The sequence below is a fragment of the Candidatus Hodgkinia cicadicola genome (assembly GCF_002774925.1).
In genome coordinates, this window is sequence record NZ_CM008787.1 from 1 (window position 1) to 13,664 (window position 13,664).

Genomic DNA, 13,664 nt, shown 5'->3' on the forward strand with positions numbered 1-13,664 from the left:
GGTTAATAATCCGACTTTATTGAAAACAACGACAAACAGGGTATCGATAGTAAATATAACTGTTGTAGTGGGATAAATATGGAGAAATATTAACTGCTTGTTGTTTTGTTACCAACGTTTGATGTTGATAGAATTGAAACATTTATTTCAACAGTAATAAATATTCACTACAAATTAAAGATTATAACATTTGTTATTAAAATTATTAAAAAATTAATTCAAATATAAGTACAATGTTGGTATGATATTTATATTTCGTTATTGACACACAATTCATGTTAACAACTTTGTGTTTTAAAACATATCAAACAGTCCGTAAGGTTTAATAGCTAAACAACGAGATGACATCTGTTTATTTAAATAGAACTAATAAGAAATCAATAGGTTCGTGTTGTTAACAAATTATCAGATATAAATTATCAAAAAAAAAAAACCATAAACATGGTAGATTAGTGATGATAAATGTTTCTAGGTGTTTTGATGGGTTTTAATGGTATTTTTTTCTTAAGTATCGAAATGACCTTGGTTATTATAATTTTTGATCGATATAAGAATATAAATATTTTATAAAACTACTATTACAGATTACGGTGAAATTATTTTAAAAAGTAACTAAATAAAATAAAAATTCATAGACTAATTATGTAAGGAAATAAAACAATATAGCAATTTAGGTTAATTTCGAAAACAAAAACTAATCCCAAAATTTGACCAAGATATTGATATTTAAACCAATAATTAAAACGGATTGTAATAAATTCTTCCGTAAAAGTCTAAGAAAAATTAATCTTTATTCAATATTAAAAATATCCAAAATTATCAGTTGTAAATCCTTGTTAAACAGTTCAAGCATCGAAGATTTATTTATATGTTGACATTTAGATAAAATTAATAATAATTGGATAAGTTTTAAAATAAATACTAATAAGTTATTTTGCGAAGTTCTAGATTTGTCAAATAAAAGACTAGAAGTTTATGGCCAACGTACTAAATTTATATTGCCTAAATGAAGTTGATTATTAAGATTATCGCTAAGCGATTCAAACATATATATGTGTGTTAATACAAGACATATTTGTTGTAATACGAGAAAACTTATTAGTCTAGAAAAGAAATTATTAAATAAAAATTGGTTTACTGGTCTTCGCGTAGCACAATCAGAACTAAGAAGAATCAACAAAACAATTATATGAGATACAACATATAATAATATAAAATTGAGTCCTATTTTGTTGTGAAATATCAATCAAATTATTAACTGTATATCAAGTATTCAAGTTTCATATAATTTTCTTCAAAATATTGGGTTTAGATCAATCGGATGTGCTCCATGTACGAGAGCCGTCGATCCCAATGAAAGTTCAAGAGCAGGTCGATGATGATGAGAATCGTTTAGAAAACTTGGATTAGAGTGTGGTTTACATAAGATTTAATAAAAACCTGGAATACTTGGAGTTGAACCAGGGATATCGATACCAAAAACCGATGCCTTAACCTGCCTTGGCTATATTCCATGATAGGCTTGAACAGTATCGAACTGCCAATTTTGCACTTATCAAGCACATGTTTTTCCATTAAACTACAAACCTTAAACATTTTATCAATTATAAACACATAAATTATTAATATAACGTAGAGAATCTAATGCTAGGTGTTGGATTTTATTTTATATATTAAATGATTACATTAAAGAACCAATACAAGTTATACACATATATTAATACCTATAATATTTTGTAATAAATTCATTTTTATTAGTAAATCTAAAATAATTGAAAGTTATTACTATTAAAATTAATATATAATTTAGTGTAATAACATTTAATTAACACAAAGTAATTAATACTGCTAGTTAATTTAAAAGTAAATATCTTTATTCTGTAATTAATTTAAAATGTTGTTATCCAACAATACTATTAATTGGCATTTAAATCTTAATTTATATTTAAATCAGTCATGAGATGTTATAATATAATACTTAATAAATAGATCGACTATTAAATGAATTACTTGTTATATAGATTAAATTTCTAATAATATTATAGTTAATTAAATTTATATGATATACTATTAATGTTATTATTAAATTTGTTGTTTTTAAAAAATATTATACGTTTTTAATAGTGTTATGGCTGTTTTTAATCAGGTTTAAAATTAATATAACAACATAATAAATTTTATAAGCTAATCAAATTCCAGTTTATATAATCAATGGTAAATGGAATCTTTATGTAATACCATCACATTCTTAATAATAAAGGATTACAAAAAAAATGTTGTTACTTCGTTGTGATTTATTAGCAGTAACAAATGAAAAATTATTAGTATAATTCCATGAATGTTAAATAATTCATAAATGTTAGATAATGAATGATCAGTGTAATCTGGCTTAGAACAAAGTTTAATGCATTATATTGTTTTAATAAGCCATTAATTTATTTTGACAACGCTTCAACAACACAGAAACCATGATTTATACTCAATGTATTTAGATATTTAAATTATAATATTTGTTCAAATCCTGGTAGAAGTCAATATTACGTTGCTTTTTTATTATCAAATATTTTGAATGAGTCAAGAACTTATCTTAAACATGTTTTTTTAAAATGTACAAATTATGAATGTGTTATTTATAAATCTGTAACAGAAATAATTAATGCAGTTTATAACAACTATTGATTTATAAGAAAAAAAACTACTATTCTAACATGTATTGATAGCCATCATTCGGTTATTGCTCCAATATATGGAAAATTAGATATTTTTACATTGAATGTTGTTGGTTTAGATCATGATTTTATTCCAAACGTTAGACAATATTTGAATTATATAAAAAATAATATTTCACTTCTAATGTTTAATCACATGTCAAATGTTATTGGTATTTTGATACCTATTAGGTTATATTCTTATTTTAAAGGAGATAATATGACATTTATAGTAGATGGTTCTCAATCTGTCCCCCATTTTGAAGTAAACATCGAATCAATAAACTGTAATGCCTATTTGTTGTCTGCCCATAAATTATATTCGTTTTCAAATATGGGAATTTGTTTCGGTAGGAAAAATTTTCTCAACGATTTAAACCCGTTAATTTTAGGTGGAGGAGGTGTACATAAAATAAAATTAAAACCGTTTAAGTGTTTTTTAAACAATATACCAGATAAACATGAATCTGGTTCTCCAACATCATTTGGATTAACGTGTTTGTCTGAAATTATTCGATGAAAAACAAAAATAAGTTCAACTCATGAGAAACATATATGTAGGTATTTATGATATAAATTATCTTCGATTAAAGGCATTAATTTAATAGGTAATTGACAACCCAGTTCCAGGTTAATTTCGTTTACAATTGATAATATGCCGTCATATGAAGTTAATAAATTATTAAATAAATTTATGATTTGTATCCGTTCAGGATATCACTGTACTACTCCATTAATAGAATATCTTGGAAAAAGTACAGTTTGTAGAATATCAATTGGTTTATATAATACTTATAAGGATGCCGATATGTTAATATATGGTATTAAAATACTTAATATAAACACAACAAGAAAAATATTATGTTAAAATTTATTAAAAAACTAACAATGTATAAATTATAAATAAATGCTGAGGTAATTAAAATGTATACAAAACAAGTATATTCACCATATGTTAATTCGTTGGATACAGATCAGATCATTCAAGTCAAGAAAAGATTTGATTTAGTGACACCACCTCCAAATATAACAGGGGAATTACATATTGGACATATTTTTAATATTGTAATACAAAGAGTATTCTTATTTTGAGATAATAAACATAAAATGAACTGTCTAATAGGAGTCGATCATGCAGGTTTGGCAACTAAATGTATTTTACTTAATCGTTATAATAAAACTAATCCCTTGAACTTTTGAATTTGAAAACAAAGAATATCTAAACAAATTATTTTTCAGATTAAGAGGTTTATATGAACTTTAAAATCAACAAAATTGAGATTTACTTTAGATAATCCATTTAATATTACAGTGAATTATGCTTTTGTTAAACTTTGGAACAGAGGAATGGTAATTTCAAAGAAGAAATTGTTATGATGAGACTGTGGGTTACAAACAACATTATCTGAAATGGAATTAGGTAAAAAAAAGGGATTAGGTTGTTGATTCGGTTTTAAATATGTTTTGTTGGGTACTAAGTTGAGATGAAATGGAAGGTGAATATTAAATAACTACATAACATTGGAAAGAAGTGATGTTAAAATGCAAATTTCAAAGATAATTATTAATTTAAATGATATTAGTTTTATTAAATTTAAATCAAATGTTTTAATTGATCCGATATCTCTGAATTATACAGATATATTAGTCAATGTTGGTTGTGAACACAATTTAGACATAATAGATGATGTTGTTGAAGTCTCTTATAATTTGTTATGTATTTCTAATAAAGATTTAAAATTACTACTTATTAAGTGAATTTATATTAGAATAGGGATTTGTTATCATAATAAAAACGAAGAAATAGATATCTATTTTAATAAAAAAACGAACAGTAATGTTAAATTATGTTTAAGTAATCAATGATATATAAAATTAAACTTATTAAAGAAAACAAATCTTATTAATGAATATAAAAATTTATTCAAGGATGGTTTGGATCAAAATTTGAAATTATGATGTATTTCAAGATTTATAGAATGAGGACATAAACTTCCAGTGCTATGACAAGGTAGTGAAGTAGTTATAAATGATTCAACGACAAAAGCAAAATATTATTCAATAGCGTGATATGCCCTACCTTTTGTTAAAACTAAAACAAAATTTATTCAAGATATATCCGTGTTTGACACTTGATTTTCATCAGCTCTTTGATATTTGGCATGTTTGGGTTGACCACATAAGACCACCCAACTTAGAACCTGTTATGGAAAAAGTATAGTATTCACAGGTATTGATATAACATTTTTTTGAGTGACTAAAATGATTTTAATTTCGAATATACTAATGAAGGAAAGAATTCCGTTCGAAAGAATTTTGATTCATCCGATTATTTGTGATTCGAAAGGTGACAAAATGTCAAAGACAAAAGGAAATGTACTAAGTCCAAGTTCATTGTTTAATTCGTATGGATTAGGGGCGTTGGTATTATATTTTTCCGGTATCGAACTTAATTCTAAAAGAAATAAAATTTGTTTGAATTCGATTATCTTATGTAAAAATATGTTAAATAAGTTATGAAATCTTAATCGTATTAACGCTAATGAAAAAAAATGTATTGGTTTTAACATATGTCATTGAATCTTATCTAGTATTTATTGTAAACATAAAAAAATGATCAAGTATTTTAATACATTTGAGTTTAATAAATTTCAAGCAGAATTAACAAAGTTAATAAAATATGATGTTAATAATTTTATATCGATACATAATTGTCAAAAATGAGATTCGATTAAATTAGTTATAAAATCTATTTTCTCATGTTGAATTGGTGGAAAACCGAAACATAATTTATTTACTTATACAAAAAAAACCTATCTCATGTTTGGTTCGCTGTTAAAATTAATATATTTGTTTGAATTAAGCGGTGCCAGATTTATTAGTAATGGTTCTAGGTTGTTTAAACAGGTTCGTTATATATTGGAACGTGTTAGTCCTGTTGATGTTTTGTTTTTTAAAAGATTAAGAATAACAAGTAATACTGGAATTACACTTTGAAATAATACTTTAATACTAATACATTAAGATTAAAAGAAAACAATAATTCATTATATTAACTAATTAACAGATTAATCACTAATTACTAACAACGTTGTAACAAAAAATTAGCCAATTAAAGTATAATTTTAAATTTTATTACAAATAACATAGATTAACCACTTAGTATAAAAAAATTGTGGATATAAATAAGATATTTTAACATCCGTTTGATAAGAAATAAACCGCTTAATATCTTAATTAATAACGGTATAATAGTTTTATTATTTATTTGGTTTTTATATGAGTAGATGTATATTGATAGTTAAGTTAGATATAAATAAATATTGATGAAAAAATTGTTAGATAATTAGCATATATTAAATATAAAATTATGTTGTTTCTAACAGATAATCATGGCAAAAAAAATTATATATAATTAACTTGTTGTAATTTTTAACATTTGTAGTTAATGGGTATAATTATAATTTTTAAATAGTTTATTATAATTGTATAGAATTATTTATAATTTTCAGTAATGAAATTAGGACCATCTCCATTCTTACATACATTCCAATCTATTGTTTTTTCTGCTGTTTTAACTAAACATGCCTTACATTGTAAACAATTTGTATGGTTTATTTTAAAAACATAATGTTTGAACTGTTTTTCCCATCTAAAAACTCCAGCAGGACAAAATCTGCTACTCATTTTGTTATTTAATTTCAAATCGTATATTTTATGCTTCATTTCATCCATTACACTAATATGAGAATCAGGTCCATAGTTTATGTCGGAAAACATAAGAGAATCATCTCTGTTATCCTTTACATTTCAATCTCTTGGTGGTTTTTTGTTGTAATTGAATCATTTGTTCTTAAATTTAAAGTTTAATAAGCATGAAAGTATAATTTTGTTGATCTTTTTATAGATAAAAGCAACCACTGCCCCATATTTTTGGAAGATGGTACTTGTTTGATTGGATATTTTAAGATTATTAATTAAATCAATATCAGTTAAATAATCTATTATATTTGTAACCATTTTTGTAGTTGTAGTTATATATTTTTCTGCTACCATTTTACCAGATATTATAGCATTATGTAATCCTTTTAATTTCATCGAATCTAATAAACCAAAAGCACAACCTATTATAGAACATCCATGAAAACATGCAACCGTTGGGTTGCGCATATCATTAATTGCTATTATTTTTGCGCTGTATTTAGTTTTAACAGTTCCCTTTATTAACTCAGATATTTTTGGATGTGATTTAAACCTTTCGAATTCATTATACGGATTTATATAACAATTAGAATAATCTAAATAAGTCACATATCCAATTACAACCTTGTCTTTATAGCAATAAACAAAACCACCATTAGAATTGTCATCTGATGGTCATCCGATTGTGTGATATATTGAACCTACATTATTACTTGTTAGTTTGTTGATCTCATATCTTCTTTCTTCCCGTATTCCAAGTGCATATCTCTTGTTGATTTTAATATTGTAGTGTTTAAATATTTTTTCAGTTAAAGTTCCACAAGCACCTTCAGCCACAATAACATGATCACTCTTGATTTTGTTGCCACCAGCTAAAGTTAAACCTACTATTGAGTCTTTATAATTTAAAAATCCATCTACTGCACAACATGTACATATTTTAACCCCAATTCTGGTTGCTTCTAAAGCTAATGCTTTACAAACTTCTCCAATATCTATCAAAATATTTCTTTTATTTCTGTATTCATCCGGTACAAATCTTGTTAGATTATAATAACTATTTTTTGTTAATCTCCAAATATTTTCGTTTGTTATTACTGTGTTATATTTTAGAGAATATTTAGATATATACTCATAATATTCGTTTCTTTGAAGAATTGCTCCAGATACTAAATGACCGCCAACTTCTGAAGATTTTTCTAAAATTATTATATTATTTTTTGGTTCGAGTTTTTTTAGTTCTATTGCCGCTGTTAGACCTCCAGGTCCAGCTCCTACCACAATAATATCTTTCATAAAGTTTATAAAATGATTAATAACATTATAATAACAAAAATAATTGAATATATTGGTGAAGATTCAAATAGAAATGGGTTAAGATCACCTCCAATCAGAGTTATTAAAAGCTTAAAAGAAATGTACTGTGGATATAAAATACAATTGCTAAAACATTAATAAAAGTTTTAACTATATTAATTCGAATATAGTTCAAATTGTGAACATCACATGTTGCCGTTCTTTGGCCAAACGAATCTTGTTTATTGTCCATCGTCAATGGTGTTAGGATTATCTAAATTTATTAATATTTTGAGTTTTTATAGTACTAGACTTCAAACCCAAGAGAGATTAGCACAACAAGTTGTTATTTACATTAAAAATATTATCAGACCAAAAGCAATAATGTTAAAATTATCTTGTAAACATGTTTGTATGTTGGCAAGAGGTGTTAAATCAATATGTTCAACAAGTGGAATAATTGTCAATGAGGGGTTATCAGTTATATCTCCTATGTTGATGAACAAAATGTTAACCGTTGTTAAAGATGAATAATTTAGAATTGAATGGTTTAGATCTAATACCGGTTATTGTGATTGATTTTTATTCAAAAGAAGTAGTTATGTTTGCTTATACAAATGAATTATGTTTAAGATTGACTCTAATAACAAAATTTTGTCATTATTACAACCGTACTGATCAATTTATTTGATTGAAGGGATGGGAAAGTGGAAATTTACATCTGATCCAAGAAATATATACTGATTGTAATTCGGATTGCCTTATTTTTAGCATATTAATATTACAAACTGGACTTGTCTGTCATACTGAAAGACCTTCTTGTTTTTATAAGTTATTAAAGTAATAATATATTTATGAATAATATCAACATTTATTTTAATATTACATTATAATAATCATCATTTTGTTGTTGTTAGTATTTTATTTAATTAATAACATAAGTAAAAGAACCTATATTATAACGAGAAATCATTAACTTACGAAAAATTAAAACAGATTCAACAAAAATTTATTTAGAGATCTTAATACATACAAACCTCAATAACAACTTTGTTATTTAGATGTTAATTCAAACATTGACATGATTTATGTCATAATTGTTGTCATATTTTATTTAGAATTGTTTAGTTAAATGTATTATAAGCGTTATAAGATATGAACATAAAGAATTAATAGATATAATATGATAGATATAACTTAATTGCTAATATGTTTTATAATTGTTCATAAAAAATAGAGTTTATAAACAAATAACAGGTAGTAAAATAATGTTGCAAATAAATTTATTAAAAACTATAGATATAATTGTTTACGGACGTCGATTTGAAATTTCTCATTTGAAGTAATAGATTTTAAATATACAACAAGATTAAAATGTTAACTATAAAACAATTAAACAAAAAATGAATCTATATCGACTTAAATTAGTATTAGTTATGTTGGAAAAATATTATTAGATCATTGTTTTTTAAAAATAGTAAATAATGTATAGAGAAGTCAATTGTTATCTAGACATAATGCTTATAAGATTGGAAGAGATGGAGATATAAATTTAATTGAAATCTGTTATTAGAGTTTAAATAAGCATTTATCCATGATTTTTATAAGTAATTTAAATAGAAATATTATGCGGTTAAGTAGTTTTTAAATAATAATTTTGTTGTTTATTGAATATAAAAATTATAATCCGAAATAAGGTCATTGTAATTAAGGACACTTGATTTAACTATAATATCAAAAATATAACGGTTGGATAGAATAATTATTAGAAGATTCAGTAGATTTTAAAATATTTATAAGTATGTCTTAGATTAATAACTAGATATTACAACTATACTAGTATTAATCTCGTTGTTTATAACATAAGTAAATTAATTCTTACTGTTTTAGTAGCTGAAACTTCGAAGAAAGATATATATATATATATTTTGTTTGGATTTAATATTAACACCAATAAATTGATCCAATATAATTAACATAAATCATAAATGTGGTTAAAAATTTAAATATTAGATTAATGAAATGCTTATAAAATTAATAACATCTTAAACATTAATAAGAGAAATATTATCAAAACGTTTAGCATATTTATGTATGTTTGATAGTATAAAAAAATCGATGAAACGGATTCATTGTTTTAAATTAATATCCAATATGTAACATCTCATTAATAGTCATTATAAAAATGTTAGAAATAATGGAAACAGATTGACAACATTTAATTATTAATAGAATTAAGCTTATAAAATTTATCTAAGTAATTGGTTTCTGATCAAATAATAACAAAAAATTTGCTTGTTTGTTCAATCGTTTGGTTTTTTAATTTAAACAAGTACATAATGTATAGGAGTTTGTATTAGTATTAAATATGATAAGTATATTTTTTTATTAAATAGATATTGATTACAATAATATTATTAACATCAGAAATTGATTCTACATATTAACATATATTAGATGATTTTCCTAGAATATTATAATAAATTATATTGAATATTACAAACGTTGGTGCAGTGCTAACTCTTTAGAGAATAAGATAAAATATAGATCAAATAGATCTAGGGATTAAAATAAATGAAGAAACAAGTAGAGATAACAATATAAAGATTTTAATAATTAAAGAGTTTATTATAACTTTATTGATATTAATGATTTATTTCTTTTAAACTTGAATAAAACAAAACTTATACAACATAATTTTCCGGCAATCTTTTCAAAGGTGTATCTGTAAACGTTACCTAGTTCTATTCTCTTTTTTGATTTAAATAAAACATTAAGTCTTTTATTACCTATAATAACGGTTGCTATATCTTTATTATGACTAACCACGATACATAATCCTTTTAAATTTGGTTTACTTCCTTCATCTATTTCAATTATCGAACATTTAGACACATAACAGTTTAACATTAAGTATTCTTTATATAAAAGTGCTAATGGTATCTCTTCGTTGTTGTTAGAGGTATAATTACCTAATAAGTTGTTAGGATCATGTTTTGATGTTAGACATATTATTATGGTATTTATTAATGATACTAATTGTTTTCTTGAGATATTGAAACAATCAAGTGCACCTGAATAAATTAGACTCTTTAAAACTGTTTTTGTTATGATCTTGGCATCTGATCTGATACAAAAGTCAAGCAGATTTTTAAATTTTTTGTTGTTCATAGATTTGTTAATACTGTCTATAATCTGATCATTTAAACCTTTTATTACACTTAATGGAAAATATATTAAATTATTGCCGATAATAAACTTGTCAACAGGCAAACAAACACTTGGTAATAAAAATTTAATTCCCATATCAATGGCATCATAATATAATGCAGATACTCTTTCAAGATCCATTATTTCGGTGTTCATATTCGCAACATAGAATTCTAATGGAAAATTAGCTTTTAAATATGAGGTTAAATATGCTAATGAACTATAAGCAACTGCATGTGATTTGTTAAAACCATAATCTGCAAATCTTAATAATGTATCAAATATTTCACGTGCTAAATTATGATCTATTTTATTAGCAACAACACCATTTACAAATCTGGTTCTTTGTTCGGACATTTCTTTCCTATCTTTCTTAGCCATTACTCTCCTTAAGACATCAGCTTCAGATAATGAGTATCCCGCCAATTCCTGTGCTATTAACATCACTTGTTCTTGGTATATTATTATTCCATATGTTTCATCTAATATATAATCTATACTTTTGTGTAGACTAGTTCGTTTTGTTCGTTTTCATTTTGCATCTGAGTAAAGTTTGATATGTTTGATTGGTCCAGGTCTATATAATGCTATTAGTGCGGTTAAATCTATAATACTTGAAGGTCTTATATGTTTTATATGTTCTTTCATTCCCTGACTTTCTAATTGAAATGTTCCCAATACCGTGCCATTACAAATTAATTCAAAGGTTTTATTATCGGTATAACATTCTAAATCTATATGTATACGATTAATAGTAATATATTCTATAGTTTCATCAATGGCAGTAAGTGTTTTAAGACCTAACAAGTCAAATTTTGGTAATCCAGCACTGTCTACTCAATTCATGCTATGTTGTACAACCCCAACTCTATCTTCTTTGCTTCAAACAATAGGTGTATCATTTACCAATGGTGTATCGTATATTACTAAACCTGCAGCATGTGTTGATATTTGTCTATACAAACCAATAAGTTTTAAGATAATGTTCATTACTTTTTCAAATAGAGGTGAAGATATTAATTTTGTTTTATATAGTACATCTAAAATAGAATTGGTTTCATGATCGAATGTTGGTAGTGATTTACATAGTAGATTTAATGTATTATAGGAAATTGATAAGTATCTACCAACATCTTTTATGGCTACTTTAACTTGTAATGAACCAAATGTTATTATTTGACCAATGTTTCTAATTCCGTATTTTAACTGAATATATCTTATAATTTTTTCTCTACCTTCATGACAAAAATCCACATCTATATCAGGTAAACTAATTCTGTTGACATTTAGAAATCTTTCAAAGAGAAGTTCATGAACCATTGGATCAACAACCGTTATTCCCAAACAGTATGCTATTAATGAACCAGAAGCCGATCCTCTACCTGAACCAACATATATATTGTTGTATTTAGCCCATAATGTGAAGTCAGATACTATTAAGAAATATCCAGAATAACTTGTTACTAATATAATAGATAATTCTTTTAATAATCTGTCATAATATATCTCTTTATTTTTTTTTCCAACAGAATAGAACATATATTCTAGTGCTTCAATAGATTTAAGATATAATATTTTGTTTTCTGTTTTTTTATTCTTTAAGATTGATGGTAGATGAACTATTCTTTTTTCTAAATGGAAATTACATAAATTACTAATAGTAGTTGTGTTTTTAACTGCTTCGATGACATCAGGGAATCGTGTAAGTATATTTTTATAATCATTGAAATAATTGTTCTTGGAAATATGTGTTAGTTTTTGTTTTGAAATAGATTGTAAAATTTCTATTACTTCAATATCTTCTGGTGATTCGAAGTATGTTTCATTTATTGCGGCAACAACAAGTCCATTAGTTTTAGCATAATCTATCATAAATTTTTCATAATCAGGATTGGTAAATATATTTCTTTCTAACTCAATACATAAATTATTGTCAAATATGTTTTTTATAACATTAAGTCTATCAATGGTTTTATTAGGCCCAATTGTGTTGTAAACGTCTCAAGATAAACTCCCAAATCCTCCCATTAGGCATATTAATCCTTTCGAAAGGCTGTGTATATCTTTTAAATTAACAACATGATAATTATGTTTACAATCAGATTGATTTATTAATTTTAATAAGTTTTTATATCCTAATTCCGATTGTATAAGAACAGTTATTATTAGATTTGATTTCTTTCTTTTACCATACGAAAATAAAGTATGTTTATGGTTGATTGCTAATTTACAGCCTATTATAGGTTTTATACCTAATTCTATACACTTTAAACAAAATTCTAACGATCCATGTAAGTTATTATCTGTCAAACAAACAGCTTTTTGTTTTTTTTCGAATGCAAGTTCAGCTATACGGTCAACTTTAAGTGTACTTTCTAATATGGAATATATTGAATGAACCTTTAAATTAACAAAATTTATCATTAATCCAGTTTATATCGGTGATATTTTTATCTATGTTTTTTTAAATTAGGATAAAGATGTTATTAGTATTTAGTAAAAAAAAACGATACTTCTTTGAATAAAATAATAACTATATGTTGAAATTATACCTATAAATCTAATTTGATTACATAAATTTGATGACTAACATATAGATATTATTAATTAAAATACATTACTATGTTATATTTTGTTTATTTATTTAATTAAATCTAAGATAAATTAAGCGTTTATTTTAACGTTAAAATATAACAATAAATATCTTACATGCAATACAAAGTGGTCATAAAATCAATGTTCTTTTTA

6 protein-coding genes, 1 tRNA gene and 1 pseudogene are annotated in these 13,664 nt (G+C 24.5%); 5 read left to right on the forward strand and 3 right to left on the reverse strand.

Going from position 1 to position 13,664, the window contains the following annotated elements; genetic code table 4:
- Positions 1 to 1,052 precede the first annotated feature (1,052 nt).
- The gene (locus tag MAGTDC_RS01205; protein ID WP_146656697.1) at positions 1,053 to 1,433 is read left to right on the forward strand and encodes a phosphoadenosine phosphosulfate reductase domain-containing protein; all 381 of its coding nucleotides are present in this window, start codon (positions 1,053 to 1,055) and stop codon (positions 1,431 to 1,433) included.
- Between the two features lie 84 nt (positions 1,434 to 1,517).
- Here the strand turns inward: MAGTDC_RS01205 and MAGTDC_RS01210 are convergent.
- Positions 1,518 to 1,589: transfer RNA gene (locus MAGTDC_RS01210), tRNA-Ile, on the reverse strand.
- Between the two features lie 781 nt (positions 1,590 to 2,370).
- Here MAGTDC_RS01210 and MAGTDC_RS01215 point away from each other — a divergent pair.
- On the forward strand, positions 2,371 to 3,576 hold the full coding sequence (locus MAGTDC_RS01215; RefSeq protein ID WP_146656698.1) for an aminotransferase class V-fold PLP-dependent enzyme: 1,206 nt from the start codon (positions 2,371 to 2,373) through the stop codon (positions 3,574 to 3,576).
- A 56-nt stretch (positions 3,577 to 3,632) separates the two neighbouring features.
- Positions 3,633 to 5,732 carry a class I tRNA ligase family protein gene (locus tag MAGTDC_RS01220; protein ID WP_146656699.1) on the forward strand — a complete coding sequence of 700 codons (2,100 nt, stop codon included), beginning with the start codon at positions 3,633 to 3,635 and terminating at the stop codon, positions 5,730 to 5,732.
- A gap of 471 nt (positions 5,733 to 6,203) precedes the next feature.
- On the opposite strand, the gene MAGTDC_RS01225 is transcribed toward MAGTDC_RS01220, so the two are convergent.
- Positions 6,204 to 7,706, reverse strand: coding sequence for an electron-transfer flavoprotein:ubiquinone oxidoreductase (locus MAGTDC_RS01225; protein ID WP_146656700.1), 1,503 nt, complete (start codon positions 7,704 to 7,706; stop codon positions 6,204 to 6,206).
- Positions 7,707 to 7,904: 198 nt separating this feature from the next.
- Between MAGTDC_RS01225 and MAGTDC_RS05845 the strand changes: the two are divergent.
- Together MAGTDC_RS05845 and MAGTDC_RS01240 are read left to right on the forward strand one after the other, a co-directional pair.
- Positions 7,905 to 8,240 (forward strand): annotated as a pseudogene (locus MAGTDC_RS05845) (GTP cyclohydrolase I); the annotation flags it as partial.
- Positions 8,233 to 8,550 (forward strand): phosphoribosyl-AMP cyclohydrolase, encoded by a 318-nt coding sequence (locus MAGTDC_RS01240; RefSeq protein WP_146656704.1) that lies wholly within the window; start codon positions 8,233 to 8,235, stop codon positions 8,548 to 8,550. The pseudogene MAGTDC_RS05845 and the gene MAGTDC_RS01240, both read left to right, overlap by 8 nt.
- 1,784 nt (positions 8,551 to 10,334) lie before the next feature.
- Here MAGTDC_RS01240 and dnaE read toward each other — a convergent pair.
- Complete coding sequence (gene dnaE, locus MAGTDC_RS01245) at positions 10,335 to 13,340, reverse strand: DNA polymerase III subunit alpha (RefSeq protein WP_146656703.1); 3,006 nt, start codon at positions 13,338 to 13,340, stop codon at positions 10,335 to 10,337.
- Positions 13,341 to 13,664: the final 324 nt, after the last annotated feature.